Origin of the sequence: Paenibacillus glycanilyticus, assembly GCF_023715145.1 — a bacterium.
GTDB lineage: Bacteria > Bacillota > Bacilli > Paenibacillales > Paenibacillaceae > Pristimantibacillus > Pristimantibacillus glycanilyticus_A.
Map to the genome: position 1 here is coordinate 1 of NZ_JAMBNP010000011.1, position 14,591 is coordinate 14,591.

General features: G+C 42.0%; 16 protein-coding genes and 1 pseudogene. 16 read left to right on the plus strand and 1 reads right to left on the minus strand.

Annotated features, from left to right (window positions below):
* Both M3194_RS24025 and M3194_RS24030 read left to right on the plus strand, forming a co-directional pair.
* The coding region (locus tag M3194_RS24025) for a suppressor of fused domain protein (RefSeq protein ID WP_251656632.1) at nt 1–236 on the plus strand (236 nt) is incomplete at its 5' end.
* A gap of 182 nt (nt 237–418) precedes the next feature.
* The gene (locus tag M3194_RS24030; protein ID WP_251656633.1) at nt 419–943 is read left to right on the plus strand and encodes a GNAT family N-acetyltransferase; all 525 of its coding nucleotides are present in this window, start codon (nt 419–421) and stop codon (nt 941–943) included.
* 194 nt (nt 944–1,137) lie between these two features.
* On the opposite strand, the gene M3194_RS24035 is transcribed toward M3194_RS24030, so the two are convergent.
* Complete coding sequence (locus M3194_RS24035) at nt 1,138–2,340, minus strand: IS110 family RNA-guided transposase (RefSeq protein WP_251656634.1); 1,203 nt, start codon at nt 2,338–2,340, stop codon at nt 1,138–1,140.
* Between the two features lie 779 nt (nt 2,341–3,119).
* On the opposite strand from M3194_RS24035, the gene M3194_RS24040 reads away from it, so the two are divergent.
* The 14 genes and pseudogenes from M3194_RS24040 to M3194_RS24105 all read left to right on the plus strand — a co-directional run bounded on the left by M3194_RS24040 (nt 3,120) and on the right by M3194_RS24105 (nt 14,368).
* Nucleotides 3,120–3,581 (plus strand): hypothetical protein, encoded by a 462-nt coding sequence (locus M3194_RS24040; protein WP_251656635.1) that lies wholly within the window; start codon nt 3,120–3,122, stop codon nt 3,579–3,581.
* Nucleotides 3,582–3,763: 182 nt separating this feature from the next.
* Nucleotides 3,764–4,402 (plus strand): immunity protein Imm33 domain-containing protein, encoded by a 639-nt coding sequence (locus M3194_RS24045; RefSeq protein WP_251656636.1) that lies wholly within the window; start codon nt 3,764–3,766, stop codon nt 4,400–4,402.
* A gap of 137 nt (nt 4,403–4,539) precedes the next feature.
* Nucleotides 4,540–5,010: a DUF2691 family protein gene (locus tag M3194_RS24050; protein WP_251656637.1), complete on the plus strand. Its 471-nt coding sequence runs from the start codon at nt 4,540–4,542 to the stop codon at nt 5,008–5,010.
* Between the two features lie 43 nt (nt 5,011–5,053).
* Entirely contained in the window at nt 5,054–5,425 is a 372-nt protein-coding gene (locus tag M3194_RS24055; RefSeq protein WP_251656638.1) for a hypothetical protein, read from the plus strand.
* Between the two features lie 117 nt (nt 5,426–5,542).
* Nucleotides 5,543–5,791 (plus strand): DUF7336 domain-containing protein, encoded by a 249-nt coding sequence (locus M3194_RS24060; protein ID WP_251656639.1) that lies wholly within the window; start codon nt 5,543–5,545, stop codon nt 5,789–5,791.
* Nucleotides 5,792–5,960: 169 nt separating this feature from the next.
* Entirely contained in the window at nt 5,961–6,569 is a 609-nt protein-coding gene (locus M3194_RS24065) for a YdcF family protein (protein WP_251656640.1), read from the plus strand.
* Nucleotides 6,570–6,693: 124 nt separating this feature from the next.
* Nucleotides 6,694–7,248 (plus strand): hypothetical protein, encoded by a 555-nt coding sequence (locus M3194_RS24070; protein WP_251656641.1) that lies wholly within the window; start codon nt 6,694–6,696, stop codon nt 7,246–7,248.
* A gap of 193 nt (nt 7,249–7,441) precedes the next feature.
* Entirely contained in the window at nt 7,442–7,912 is a 471-nt protein-coding gene (locus M3194_RS24075) for a hypothetical protein (RefSeq protein WP_251656642.1), read from the plus strand.
* Between the two features lie 131 nt (nt 7,913–8,043).
* Nucleotides 8,044–8,262: a hypothetical protein gene (locus M3194_RS24080; RefSeq protein ID WP_251656643.1), complete on the plus strand. Its 219-nt coding sequence runs from the start codon at nt 8,044–8,046 to the stop codon at nt 8,260–8,262.
* A 482-nt stretch (nt 8,263–8,744) separates the two neighbouring features.
* The gene (locus M3194_RS24085) at nt 8,745–9,260 is read left to right on the plus strand and encodes an RNA polymerase sigma factor (RefSeq protein ID WP_251656644.1); all 516 of its coding nucleotides are present in this window, start codon (nt 8,745–8,747) and stop codon (nt 9,258–9,260) included.
* Nucleotides 9,260–10,162, plus strand: coding sequence for a hypothetical protein (locus tag M3194_RS24090; protein ID WP_251656645.1), 903 nt, complete (start codon nt 9,260–9,262; stop codon nt 10,160–10,162). The genes M3194_RS24085 and M3194_RS24090 overlap by 1 nt, the downstream gene beginning before the upstream one ends.
* Nucleotides 10,163–10,779: 617 nt before the next feature.
* Nucleotides 10,780–12,693 carry an ABC-F family ATP-binding cassette domain-containing protein gene (locus tag M3194_RS24095; RefSeq protein WP_251656646.1) on the plus strand — a complete coding sequence of 638 codons (1,914 nt, stop codon included), beginning with the start codon at nt 10,780–10,782 and terminating at the stop codon, nt 12,691–12,693.
* Between the two features lie 865 nt (nt 12,694–13,558).
* Nucleotides 13,559–14,117: pseudogene (locus tag M3194_RS31840) on the plus strand (IS110 family transposase); the annotation flags it as partial.
* A 56-nt stretch (nt 14,118–14,173) separates the two neighbouring features.
* Entirely contained in the window at nt 14,174–14,368 is a 195-nt protein-coding gene (locus M3194_RS24105; RefSeq protein ID WP_251656805.1) for a hypothetical protein, read from the plus strand.
* Nucleotides 14,369–14,591 lie beyond the last annotated feature (223 nt).

Genomic DNA, 14,591 nt, shown 5'->3' on the forward strand with positions numbered 1-14,591 from the left:
TTTACTTACCTGAAAGTCCATTACGGGACATCATGCTGGTTTCACCGTTTCTATGGGAAGAGAAGCTAACAAGCATCCAGTTCACAGACAAAACGGTTTCATGGCTAATGATTATTCCGATTTCAGAGGAAGAAAGTGCTTATGCAAACAAACACGGTTCAGATGCTTTAGAGGAGTTATTCGAAAAACACCAAATCGACGTATTTGATTTAATGCGGGCATCAACTGTCTGCTAAAACAATCAAACAATCGAGCCATTGTTCAACTAACTGGGAACGATAGTTGAATAGCCATTCTGAATGAAGCTGCCGGCACTAGACTGGCAGCTTTATTACGTTAATGGGCAGTTTATTCCAATATATGGTACTATGAAAACAATAGCCTGAAAGCTCTTTTAAGTCCGATAAAGAGGTGAATAATGATCAAAATACTTGAGACAGAACGGTTATATCTAAGGGAACTTGAGATCGGTGATAAGTATGAGTTATCGAAGGTTCTATCCGATCCCGTGGCTATGCAATTTTATCCTCGGCCGTTCAATAATGAGAAAGTAGAAGAGTGGATTAAAAGGAATATTGAGAATTATAAGAAGTATAAGCATGGGCTATGGGCTGTGATATTAAAAGAAGACGGTAAATTTATTGGTGATTGTGGAATAACGATGCAAACCATAGAAACTGAAATTGTTCCAGAAATCGGTTTCCACATTAATAAGGACTACTGGAATAAAGGTTACGCTACTGAAGCAGCTTTAGCCTGCAAAGAGTATGCTTTTAACGTTTTACGTTATCCTAGTGTTTTCTCGTATACCACAATAAAAAACGTTCCGTCACAAAAAGTCGCAGAGAAAATCGGAATGCAGGTTTATAAGTTCATCGAGAAAAATAGCGAAAAGCAGATTGTTCAAGTTGCCTATAATACAGCAAACCAAATTTATGATTAAGCTATCGGCGAACGATAGCATCATAAGAACAGGCAGCCGGCAATGGCTGCCTGTCCAACTATTCCAGCTAATAGCTTGTCAATATTTAATTATTAATGGCATATTCACGAGGTGGTATACTGAAAAAAGGGTATTGCAAATAACCGTCCCTTTCGGCACAGGAAGATATTTCATATGTTTCTATAGCCTGCTACTTAATCTAAACGGAATGATTCTTTCTTAGTTAAAATGGCAAAGATCCAATGGATGAGTTTATTTACACAAGCGATTACGGCTACCCTGAACAGTTTTCCTTCAGCACGTTTTTTATCGTAGAAAGCTCTTAATTTTTTGTTTCGGTTACTACGAATGCCACATCGCACGGCTTGAAATAGAGCTGAGCGAAGCCTCCTTGAGCCGTGTTTCGTGATTCTATTTTGGGTTGATACAAATTTGCCTGAAGAGAAAACACTTGGATCGACACCAGCGAAAGCTACCAACTTCTTAGCGTGTTCGAACCGATCGATCTCTCCGATCTCTGCTAAGATTGTTGCAGCAATCTTAGTACCAATGCCGGGTATTGATTGGATTAATTCATATTCGAGCAATTCTTCAGCCAGAGCATCGACCGATTTTACGAGGTCAGCTAGATGCTCCTGGTACTGAAGAAGCAATTTAATGAGCAACTGAATAGAAACTAAATGGCTTGGGAAAGCCGTCTCTTTGAATGGATTTCGCCTTGCTGCAGCCATTAGAATTTGAGCACGTTCTAGACACCATAAAGCGGATCGACCGCGTCCGGTAAGGTTTTGGATTGCTGCTGTAATTTCGTTCTCGGTCTTTTCTAGCACATCCTTGGATGTTGCATACTTGGCCAGAAGTTTAAGAGAAACCTTTGAATACAGGTCACCAAACACACCACGGTATTCGGGAAAAACCTGATCGAGTATAGCCTGGAATTGCAATTTCACTTGGACGTACATACCTGTTAATGAGTCGTATTGGCGCGTGAGATAGCGCAAATTCATGAGATGCTGGCCACGCTTTTTGATGGGCTCAAACTCTTCTTTATAAAATAGCATCCCGAGTTGAAAAGCATCAGCAGCATCTGTCTTTACCCGTCTCAAATTAGTTTTTTTGGCTTCGAATGAGATTAACGGATTAATGACGATGGTTACATACTGGTGCTCATCCAGAAACTGAACAACAGGACTATGATAATGTCCTGTAGCTTCCATAACAACGGAGGGACGTATTCCGGCAGCAGACTCTACGTCTCTGATATAGTCAAGAAAGGATGCTAAACCCTCTAGATTATGCTGGAACTTAAAGACCTTACCGTAAGGTAATCCACGTTTTAAAAAGGCTTGTGCATGACTCTCTCCCTTAGAAATATCTACACCAATGACTGGATTCATTTCATCACTCCCAGATTAAATTCGCCGGCAGCCCCTAACCTTCTTGTTGTCCACACTATCGCATGTGATACGGGATCAATGTCCCAACCAGCCTAAACATAGTTTAACAAGTAGGGGGGACGAACAGAATAGCTTACGGGATCCGAGTCCCACGGGCAGTTACGTTCGATCCCCGGCTACTGCAATCTTACGACCCTACAAAAAAGAGGTCGACCAGAAAGATCTGGTGACCTCATAATACGAAAGGGCAGGTTAGCGTGGAAAATAAGCACGATGGTAGGTGAATTTGATTTAGATGTTGAACTAATATGAATCATTGTTTTTACGCGAGGAGACCTGAGCTATTGAAGCTTTTTGCAAAGGAAGTTAAGAAGATTATAGTCAATAATTACGAGTTTCTTTGCGTAATTGACCAACGACCTGAAAGGGAATTTATTAGTTTTAAAATATACCCGTCCAATACGAAAACGTCGTGCTTTTCAATAATGTTCTCTTGGAAGGCCAACTGGAAAACCAATCTTTGTCGACCGATGGTTTGTGCAAAGTTAATTCGACATGCCATAAACAGTGGATGGGACTATAAAATTAAAAATGCTTTAGCTAAGATCCAAGATGGAGACATCTTAATTACGAACTTAGGTTTAGATGAGTTAGAATAATGTCTTTAATCGTTAAACTATCGGGGAACTTTAGTTCAACAATCCAGGAGCAGATTGCCACTGCGGCAGCTGCTCTTTGTGTCGGAAAGCGATGCAGTCAACAAAATGGAGGTGCACCTTTTGAAGAAGTTTCGCGGTAAAAAAAGATACTTCAGAAAACTATGGTCATCGGTAGAAAATTTTCAGGCACATGTTGACGATGACTCTTGGTATGATTATTGGCACAGACATCTCGACTTCTGGGGCTTAGGAAATGATAGTTTAAAAATAAGAAGGGCACACATTAAAGCACATATCTTACTATATACAAGAATTTTAAAACAACTTGAGCAACTAAATAAGCCGTATCAAACATGGGTATGTATTCATGATGAAGATACGGGAGCAGATGCAGTCTACATACACACACCAAACCCTAATGCGGCCGATTTTCCAGCGAACTTTGATTTTCTCAAATTGGATTGTAAGCTTCCAAATGCCTTTTCTGACCTTATAGATACAGCTCAATTCAATATTGGATATTATGAATCTGAGATTGAACGTGTTTATTACATACAATCAAAAAACCTCAAATTTCAATAAATCTGTTATTAAACTATCGGGGAACGATAGCTCCACAAGCACCACGGCAGCCGCATACGATCGGGCTGCCGTTCGTCGTTGAAGTAACGGGCAGATTACTTTAACAACAAGGGATAAGGGATAGAGTGCTAGAATTTATGATTTAGGAAAATAAGCATTGATTTGATATAAGGAGAAAATGAATGATTGAATATCGTGGAGTTGAAATTTTGTTTGAAAATCGATACATCGGGACAAATGGACTGTCTAAAATGATTGAAAAAGAATTCATTATTTCCATTAAAAAAAGGTCACATGATGAGTATGTAGAGCTAATCAGATACTTAATTGATTATGTAATTGATTCTAAGCCATCAATTAAGCCTGACCAAACTATTGCATACCATTCTTGGCTGCTCAAATGTTGTGAACTTTCTAAACTTAATTATGAAATATGGGAAGTCCAAAGTAATGGTGAAGGTTTTGAAGAAGGCGCAGACTATGCAATTAAAGTAGTTCAAGAACAAAAACAAGAATGTCAGAAATACGGGGCAAATCCCCAATTTCCGATTTTCAATCAAATGATGGTTATTTCTAAAGGTGTGTATGAGGGATTAGCGGTCGATGCAGTGAGGTATCCATCACCAGATCATATGTCGGGATGGTGGCTTACAACTGACCTGTATGATGAAAACATAGAATCTTTCATGAACGTTCATTATTACCATGTAGCATTTATGAGACCAGAAATAATCAAATATTTTGCTTTACCATACGGTTATAGATTTTATAAAACAGATAACGAACAAGATATTTGGTTCGATGAAGATGCATTAAAATAACCAATTTCCTCGTAGTTAGTCGATTACACTACCGGGGAACTTTAGTTCAACTTAAAAACAGAGCAGTTGGTCGAAGCCAATTGCTCTGTTTTTAAGCTATTGGACAGTAGAGATCAACAACCGAAGGGAGAACTCAAATGAAAAGAGGAATCCAGTTAGAAATACCTAATGAATGGGGGAGGCATCTTGGAGAGGTACTGGAGCCTATTAACATAAGTAACTTCGATTGGTACATTGGTGGAGAAGAGGCATATCAGAAAACTGGGGAGGGCGAATTCGAACCTTTGTTCCAAGGTGAGATATACGGAATGAAGGGACAAGAACTCAGCGAAATTCTGAAATCATCAAGTGAATATTACATAATCTTCGCGAATTTTAAAGCATATCCACAAGGTGAAAGTATTCAAAATGTACTCACCTACGAAGAATTTTTAAATAGTCAGTGCCAGTTGGTTCTGTTGGTCTTTGATTCCTCTTATGTTGCGCTTTATTGTAAAGACAACAACATGATAGATGATTTGTATCTGAATGCCACCAGAATAGGCTTTAAAAACGTTGAGTATATTACCAATGAAAATGATTTTAGAACAAAGCTATCTGTTTGGTAAACAGCGTTCTGTTAAACTATCGAGGAACGATAGTCGATAATCGATGTTGGCGGTGAGATTACTGAATAACGGGAACTACGAAGAAATTAACGGATATGATCAAAGAAAAACTTTCGATGACTTGCATTCGGGTGAAAGTAAAAAAGTTGTAAATGCTCTGCTATCACATTCCTTTCATGAAGATGATTGGAAACAGGTACAGGATATCTGTATTCATCACAGTTCAGATCAAAATTCAAACGTACGAGGGATAGCGATTCTTTGTTTTGGTCACCTTGCCAGAATTCATGGTGAATTAGAATTGGAACATGTTCTTCCTATCGTAAAAAAAGCTTTAAATGATCCAAGTGAATTTGTTAGATCGCATGCAACAAGTGCTTTGGACGATATTAAATTTTTCCTGGATTTACGATAATTCATTAAGCTAACTGGGAACGTTAGTTCAGCCATCTAGGAGCAGTTTGTCACAACGGCAGCTGCTCTATTTTTATTTTAAGATAATTTCAACGAATTCAACTACTGAGGTGAGGATATGAAAACTATATTTATTGTTCAGCATTCTTATGAGGTCGGGGAAGACGGATTATATGATGAGACAAAACTAATAGGAGTTTATTCCTCTAAAGAAAAAGCTGAATCAGTAGTTAAAAGATACAAAAGACTTCCCGGTTTTAAAGATTATTTAGATGCTTTTTATATTAGTGAGTATGAAATTGATAAAGATAATTGGACAGAAGGATTTATTAAATGGTCAGATGCGAATGATGAACAAGTGGATTAGTAACTTGGTCTAACGTTAGTTGAGCTAACGTAAGAATGATAGCTCAAGACAATACGACGGCAGTTGGAATGATTGTGATGCCGTTATATTAAAGTAACGGGCAGGATAAAGAAGTGCAATTAAGTTCTGCGTGTTACAATAAAAGGAAAATGTTGCTGGAGGGATAAAATTGCTAATATCACAATTCGACCCAGAGAACCTTCTCCCAAATCATATTGACTCGATATTATTTAATAATCTGGTGGATGATGGTTCTAAAGGCGATGTTATTTTTGTATTTGGAAGCCAAAAATCTTTAAAATATCGGGTACCAGAAGCAATTAGGTTGCACAAGCAAAACCGTGCTCCAATAATTTTGTTTTCAGGTGGGCATCAATGGGACGGACAAAGTGATGTTGAGGCAAAATTGATGAGAGAAGAAGCAATAAAACAAGGCATTCCTAAAGAGAATATTTTAATCGAAGCATTCTCTAAGTACACAAAAGAAAATGTTATATGTTCCTCAGAAGTATTGGAGAGCAGTATCGGATTAGCTAATGTTAAAAGAATTTTGATTGTTACAACTGCTTATCATATGAGGCGTTGCCATTTAACCATGAAGACATTTCTACCCGATTCAATTTCTTATATATTTTGTCCAGTCAATGACGTGGATACGAGAAGAGACACTTGGTCTACGAATGAATTAGGAACAACAAGAGTGAGAGAAGAGTGCAAAAAACTAATTACATACATTAGGAACAAACAATTGATTGACTTTGATGTTGAGTTAAGCTAACGGAGAACGTTAGTTCAGCTATCCAAGAGCAATTTATCGCAACTTGTACGCCTAACATTATTATTTAATGAGCACCCCTATTCAAAATTATTAACTCTAAGATGATGAAGGGGGATGAAGTTTATTGAGGAAGAAGATCATTATGCTTCTCGGACTCGGAGTCTTTTTAACTGCTTTGACAGCTGGTATTTGGCTCTACTTACCGCGTGAAGTGGATGTAAGTCTGGAAGGGGTAAAATACCGTCTAGGCACGGAGAATGCCCTAGAAGTCGAATCCGTCACCATTCAAATCGGAGGAACCTTCCGTCGAACGCTGAACGGGCAGCGATTGTTTCGGGGAACGCTAGAAATTGAAGGCGAGCCGTTGCCTGTACCAAAGGAACAACTGACGAATCGCACGTTTAACGCTCGAAAGGGAGAAGGTTTTCTGATAGTGTACCAATGGTTTGAAGGCGGGAGCATAGGGAAAAGTTTTTCGTTAGGAACGTTATATGCCGATGATAATTTCCGTCAAATTACTCTTACACTTTTTGAACAGCAAGAAGATAGTAAGTCTAGTAATTGGAGTGGTGAGGACGGTCTAATGCTTTCAGCCCCGGCGAAAGACCGAACAGAGGCTTTACGTTTAGCAAACAAATTAATGGCGAATTTATTAAAAGGACTTAAACCATTGAAATAACGAAGGAACGTTAGCTCAATATCAAGTAAAAAAGGCTACGGAGCAAGGATCAAATAAACAGAGTCCAACGACGAGTCTTTGAAGATATGCTTAATGCCAAAACAAATATACTTAGAACTTAAATACCTAAATGGTTAAACTATCGGGAAACTGCAGTCTAATCATTAATGCGGCGGCTGGAGCGAGGTGACAAATGCAGGTTATTAAATATCTATGCTTGGTCTTATTGATTGTTGTACTCTCTGGATGCAATAACATTGACAAATCAACAATAAATTCTTATTTATCTCTGATGGGAGAAAGTGAAACATGGAAAGTAGAACAATATAAAATCTCCATAACCTCGGAAATTCTTAAAGCAGGCAACGGAATTCTAAAAATAAAAGATAAAAAACAATATACTACTGATTTTTTCGATCTCGAAGTACATGCTGTCATGAATAACGACGATAGGGTTATACAGAAAAAAACAATAACAGGGAGAGAAAATCTAACAGATGTGACGACTGGAACAATTGAAGGCGGTATGTACTTAGATAAAGATGGAAAAGCATTCGTATCAGATAACATTAGTGAGGTTTATATGATTGTTGAGTGGCAAAACATGAACAAAGGCAAGAGGGTAATAGAAAGAATTGATTTATTTAAACGGTCATTAAAGTAACGGAGAACGATAGTTCAGCCGTCCAGGAGCAGTTTGCCACAACGGCAGCTGCTCTATTTTTATTAACGCAACTTTCCAGGTAATGGAAACGTAAAATAGGCAGGAAATTATTCTAAAGGAGGATAGTTGATATGAAACCGAATCAATCAGTATTTCTTCTCTGCAGTCTTATCATCGGCATACTCATCGCGCTTTCGCCCGTTATAGTGACAGGCAACTGGTACGATACTACACATGTCATGGGGGATTTATTGGTTGCTGAATTTATTCTAAGAACCCTTGCAATTGTTATCGGACTACTTGTTATCTTTAGTGGGTTAAAGAACTATTTTCTTTTTAAGGATAAATAGCAGGACACCCTTCTCATTCTACTTCAGGTGGGGATTACGCTGGAGACGTTAATAGAACGTACCATCGAGCAGTTTGCCGCCGGGAGATGCTTTTTTTCATTATTAACGGGCAGATTACGCTTGTAACACGATGTATACTTTTTTTAATACATGAAGTAAGGGAGCAATTGCTCACTGTGACTGTAAATAAGAAGACACCAGAAGTCCCGGCAAAAAATCAAATAAGCTGACCGGTCATCAACAAGTGCTTGAATTTCTAAATCATCTAGAGTTTCCCTTAAAAGAGGAAATCGAAGAAGTACGGAACATCATATTAAGCGCCAATGATTCCCTTACCGAAATAGCTCCAACAATTGGTATCATCTGAATGGTGATAATCAATTGACCTAGTTTATTATGCTATTTTTAGTGCAACAGGGAACTTTTAGCTCTTTTCCTTGTCTAATAGGTTGGAAGGACGGGATAATATGGAGTCTGGATACTTGAAGTATATCCAAGAAGTCGACAGTACGGAGCTATATAATCTAATGACCCAATACGGGGATGATGTATGGCGATACGCCTACGCGTTAACCAACAATTATGAGCAGGCAAGCGATATTGCGCAGGAAGTGTTTATTAAGGTCCATCTCAACCTGTCTACATTCCGTGGTCGGTCATCTTTTAAAACTTGGCTATTCTCCATCACCCGAAATCTGGCGATTAATGAGCTGAAGTCGAATTATGTTCGAAGAGTTCTACTGTTCGGGCAGGTCAAATCGCTCCAGACCACGCAATCTGCTGAGGGGGCGTATATGGCTAGTCAAGCAGCTGAGGAAATACGAGCTATTGTTATGGGGCTGTCACGCAAACTTAGAGAGGTACTGCTGCTGCAACTGGAGCATGATATGTCAATTCATGAAATGGCACAACTGCTGGAGATATCCGAAGGAACGGTCAAATCCAGACTGAACAGGGCACGTAAACAAGTCGAGAAGAGATGGAGGGAATCGAAATAATGAACAGAGAGAAGTCTCATTGGACAAACTTAGTCAAGGCAAGCTCGGCCAGACAGGGTGTGTTTTCGGAAGAAATGAAGGAAGCTGTGATCAACCAGATCCAGCAGAAGCAGAGGGGGAGACATCCTTTTTCTTATATCGCAATTCCTTTACTTGGTCTACTGCTGTGCCTCTTCTTTCTTCCTTTTATTGATCGTGAATTGGCAGGTGGTTTATCCTCAAAAACAGCCTCGCCGGTTGATCACAAGATAGCCCTGCATTATGAGCCTGCGAAAAATTTGACCGTAATTCCGGAGTCAGATAAAGGTATTCGAAGTGCGACTTTGCGGCTTATACCGCTATCCTCCGTCCATATCAACAATGCCGTAACCATTAATACTCTACTCAAGTATGTAGATTACACCAAGCCAGGTGATGATTCGATCTCCTATTTTGGATTCGCGCTCTCTAACCAGTTCAATTTGGTAAATCAGGAGTTTTATGAGATCGGTTACGGAAAAATGAGTGATCTAATGGTTCAGGAGAGTGACGCCTTTGGACTGTCGAGTCTCAGAATGGACGGGAAATGCGGTCCGGACAGAAGATGCGTATATTGGCTCTCTATTGATCAGGATAAAGTTACAGCGTACGAGCAATTGGATGCGTCTACGATCTATGAGCAGGATCTGGATGGTGATGGCAGAACTGAAGTAATCGTCTTGACCTATGCTAGCGATATTTATGTTTATAAATATATAACTGGTCAAATTCAGTCGGTGCGTGTACAGGACGCACTAAGAGCCGAGTATGGAGAAACGGTTACCTATAATCCGCAAAATAAGGAGTTTTGGGTAACAAGTGGGAAAGTTACGAAGAGATATCAGTATACAGATGAAGAAGATCAACTAGAGCAAGTTAATTAGGTTTAAAGATATTTATATCCACCCGGAAAGTAGAATTTCAACATCTAATAAGCTTTATGATATTGAGACTGAGACTTATGCTGTGAATATATACCGTATGGGTGATATCACAGATGAAGCGGATAATAGTGAACTGAACGAACGGGAGGATAGTTTAAGATCATTCACGCTGAACCCTAAAGTTTTTTGCGGAATTCCTTGCAGCGAATGGGTTTGTGTATGGTTGTAGACTACACAATAATGAAGAGGACATCGGGGGCAGAGAAGCTGCCTACTAGGCTGAAAAAGTCAAGAATGAATGCTGGGTGAACGTTGCCGAAGCGTGTTTGAATGTAGTATAGTTGGAATGAAGTACGTAAAAGGAGGTGAAGGTAGGATGAATCGAGAGCGCGTGAATAATCAAGTGAGCCGGCTGCCCATCGCGATGGCTGGCATCGTTCATGGTTATAAGCAAGACGGGAGAAGTCTGTCCATTTTTAACCATACGATTTCACAACTCGCGAAAAGGCTCCTACCTTAACCTGAACGGATCGATTCGGAAAGGGCGTAGGGAATTTTCCCTGCGTCCTTTTTTATTTGGTTGATGACGGTAGGGCCTCGCACTTGGAGGAACCCTCATGTTAACGATAAATTGTCAAAAAGTAAAAAAATATAACGCCGCCCATCTTGTCTTGGAAAGCGTAACCTTCGAGCTGAATCACGGCGAAAAGGCAGGGCTTGTCGGTCGCAATGGGTGCGGCAAGACGACGTTGCTACGCATGATCGCCAAGCTGGAGGTTCCGGACGATGGCATGCTGACCGTACGGAAGAACGCGCGTATCGGCTATCTCAGGCAAATCCCGGACTTGGAAGCGGGCATGACCGTTCTGGAAGTGCTGGCGAATGGCTTCCGGGAGCTACTCGCTTGCCGGGAACGGATGACCTTGCTTGAATCAGCGATGTCATCGCCGGAACTGGCTCCGCAACGATTAGAGGATCTGCTGGTAGAGTATGCAAAGCTGCAAGCACGCTATGATCGGGATGGGGGTTATGAATTCGATGCCCGCATCGATCAGGTCGCGGACGGTTTGCGCATCCCGAGGTCGTGGTATTCCCGGGCTTACGATTCGTTGTCCGGCGGGGAACGAACGAAGGTGGGTCTCGCCTCGCAACTTCTGACGGAGCCCGAGCTGTTGCTGCTCGACGAGCCGACGAACCATCTCGATATGGCTGCCGTTGAGTGGCTGGAGGAATTCCTGCTGAAATACAGGGGAGCTTGCCTCATCGTTTCACATGATCGCTACTTCCTCGACAAGGTCGTTACGAAGATCGTGGAGATCGAGGACGGAGAATCGACCGTGTTCCATGCAAACTACATGCAGTACTTGAAGGAAAAGGAGGAGCTACTTCTCCGACAGTTCGCCGACTATCAAGAGCAACAGAAGAAGATCAAGAAAATGCGCGAGACGATCAAGCAGCTGCTCCAATGGGGGGGAATCGGCGATAACGGGAAGTTCTTCCGAAGGGCGGCCAGCATGCAGAAAGCGCTCGACCGCATGGAGAAGTTGAAGCGTCCGGCGATCGATCGCAAGGAGGCCGAGTTCGGGCTGCGGCCTTCCGAGCGTTCCGGGAAACAAGTCGTCATCCTCGATGGTGTGGAGAAGCGTTATGGGCCGAAGACCGTTCTGGCGGGTGTATCGGGAGAGCTTCATTATGGCGAGAAAGCCGTGCTAATCGGGAATAATGGCTCTGGCAAGTCGACCCTGATGAAGATCATGCTTGGAGAGGTTACCGCAGACGACGGAGTAGTGCGGCTCGGCTCCCGAGTCAACGTCGGCTATCTCGCTCAACAGCAGCTGCCGGACGATCCGGAACAGTCCGTGTTGGATTACTACCGGGGGGGAGCCGGACTAGATGAAGGTGAAGCTCGTAACCGGCTGGCAGCCTACCTGTTCTATGGTGCTGACGTATTTAAGCCTATTCGTCTGCTCTCAGGCGGAGAATGGACTCGTCTAAGGTTGGCGCTGCTCGTGCATAGGAAGCCTAACCTGCTTATTCTGGACGAACCGACCAACCATATGGATATCGCATCGAGGGAAGCGCTCGAGGAGGCGTTGGAGGATTTCCCAGGAACGATTCTGATCGTGACCCACGACCGGTATCTCATGAACAGACTGGCCCGCAAAATCTGGGAGTTGGAGCAAGGTCGTCTCTCGATGTATTTGGGCGGCTTCGATGATTATAAGGCGGAAAGCCGGCGAAGGAATGCCCCGTCCGTCGCAGGCGATGCAGAAGATCGGCAGAGACAGCGGTCGGAACCGAATCGAACGGTCGCGATCAGAAGCGAGAAGGGTAGTCAGTCAGGCAGGAAGCTCGATGAGGAGATCGAAGAGACGGAACGACGGCTGGCAGAGCTCGATGCCGCGCTAGGTGAACTGGGGCAAGACGCGGAAGCGGTATCCCGATTGGAGAGGGACTGGACGGAAAGAGAGATTCTTCGGGAGCGACTGGATCAACTGATCGAGCGTTGGATGGAGGTACAGGGGGAATAGCCGGCATTTAGAATAAAGGGGCTGTGTCAAGGGATGTCCCGAGAGACAGCCCCTTACTTGCCGTTACAGACAGCACGGTGAACCGTATCACAAGTAGTGGTAACAGTATAGTTGATTAAGCTCCCTCGGTGAACGATAGTTCAGAAACACTATAGCAGCCGGCGTATTACGTTCGGCTGCGTTTTTGTTGAACGAAAGGGCAGAAGAGTAGTTCAACAGCCCAAGGAAACATAAACTAACAACTGGGTAGAAATAAAGAACGGATGGGACCTACGTAATTTAGTACTGCTTATCACAATAACATCCTGATACAATTGAGGAGAGGAGAACGCGTTTATAGGGGGATGTGTTTGGTGAATAACAGAGTAGTTATAAGCCTAACTTCTGGTACCGCAGTGACTGCCTCTTTACCTTTGATACTTTTGACCTTCTTCTCAGAATCCAAATTGAAGTTTTTGGACTATCTCTTCGCTGTTCTGTATGTCATGTTATTTGTTATGACTTATGGTTTGTTGGTTTCGTTACTTGCTTTAAGAATAGCAAAATTGAGAAATGTAAGGGCAACGGGTATACGCTTTTTGATTATGACATTTTTCGGTGTATTACCTTACTTTTATGACCACTCTCTAGGATACTGCTCAATCATTGCCTCAATTCAATACTTTGGCTTCAACGAATTGCTATACAGAATACCAACGAAAAGATATCATTCCCCATAACGGCATTACTCTATCTGGGAACGATAGTTCCAAACAAACACGACAGCAGCCAAAAGTAAACGGGTGCTGTTTTTGCTGAAGTAACGGGCAGCATTCTTATAATGAAGAAATGCGAGGTTTGAGAAACAAAAAGACTCCTTGGTATGATGTATGAGGATCCCAGATGCTCGCCAGCGACCGGATCCAAATACAAACCAAGGAGACTACAAAATGAACGTATTAATCAAATTACTTCTTCTACCTTAATTGTCGGTGTAGACATTGCTAAATTCAAACACGTTGCTCGAGCACAAGACTACCGCGGAGTCGAGCTCGGAAGCCCATTACGTTTGAGAACAATCGAGAAGGCTTCGAAATGTTCGTAAGCTGGTTCGAAAGATTGCGATGGAGCAGGATTTCCAGGACGTTGTTGTCGGCATGGAACCGACTGGGTTCTACTGGCGGAACCTGGCCCATTTTCTAAGAGAACAGCACGTTACGTGCGCTGTGGTTAATTCACTCCACGTGAAGAAAAGCAAAGAATTGGATGACAATTCACCAACCAAGAATGACATCAAAGATGCTAAAGTCATCACACAGCTTGTCAAAGACGGAAGATATGCTGTACCCAACCTTCCCCAGGGCATCTATGCCGAACTAAGGGAAGCGATGAAAAATCGCGATCATCTGTCGACTGATCTGCGTGTGGTGCAAGGCTGCGTCCATTTCAGTGGGTTGCCGTTAAGCCGCAATATCAAGGACTAGGGCTTGGTAAAGCGTTAATTGCGCAAGGCGTGAGACATATGATCAATCTAGAAGGCGATCAGATAATGTATATGCCTACATCAACATGCGCTTATAAAGCAATAAAACTATATAAATGGGCAGGATTTGAGTTAGAACTTAATGAAGATGCACCAGGAGGTTATAAGAATCAAACTGTACAGGCATTGGAACTTTTAAGAGGCCATACATAAGTCATACATTGTTGAAGTAACGGAAAACGTTCAATATACAGCGGCAGTTTTGGACTTCATATCTGAATCCAAGGCCACCGCTGTTTCTATTTTTAAGCAGTCTAATCGTGCACCGGACGTTCGTTGAAATCGATGACAGCAGTCATCAGACCGGAGATTTTCGTTGTAAAATAGAAGGAGACCCTTCCGGTTGGATATTGTCCAGACGGAAGGGTCCGCATTT

Excerpts from the sequence above, each read along its gene's own strand:
- M3194_RS24030 (WP_251656633.1), top strand. The coding sequence starts at position 419 with ATGATCAAAATACTTGAGACAGAACGGTTATATCTAAGGGAACTTGAG.
- M3194_RS24035 (WP_251656634.1), bottom strand. The coding sequence starts at position 2,340 with ATGAATCCAGTCATTGGTGTAGATATTTCTAAGGGAGAGAGTCATGCA.
- M3194_RS24045 (WP_251656636.1), top strand. The coding sequence starts at position 3,764 with ATGATTGAATATCGTGGAGTTGAAATTTTGTTTGAAAATCGATACATC.
- M3194_RS24050 (WP_251656637.1), top strand. The coding sequence starts at position 4,540 with ATGAAAAGAGGAATCCAGTTAGAAATACCTAATGAATGGGGGAGGCAT.
- M3194_RS24055 (WP_251656638.1), top strand. The coding sequence starts at position 5,054 with ATGTTGGCGGTGAGATTACTGAATAACGGGAACTACGAAGAAATTAAC.
- M3194_RS24060 (WP_251656639.1), top strand. The coding sequence starts at position 5,543 with ATGAAAACTATATTTATTGTTCAGCATTCTTATGAGGTCGGGGAAGAC.
- M3194_RS24075 (WP_251656642.1), top strand. The coding sequence starts at position 7,442 with ATGCAGGTTATTAAATATCTATGCTTGGTCTTATTGATTGTTGTACTC.
- M3194_RS24080 (WP_251656643.1), top strand. The coding sequence starts at position 8,044 with ATGAAACCGAATCAATCAGTATTTCTTCTCTGCAGTCTTATCATCGGC.
- M3194_RS24090 (WP_251656645.1), top strand. The coding sequence starts at position 9,260 with ATGAACAGAGAGAAGTCTCATTGGACAAACTTAGTCAAGGCAAGCTCG.
- M3194_RS24095 (WP_251656646.1), top strand. The coding sequence starts at position 10,780 with ATGTTAACGATAAATTGTCAAAAAGTAAAAAAATATAACGCCGCCCAT.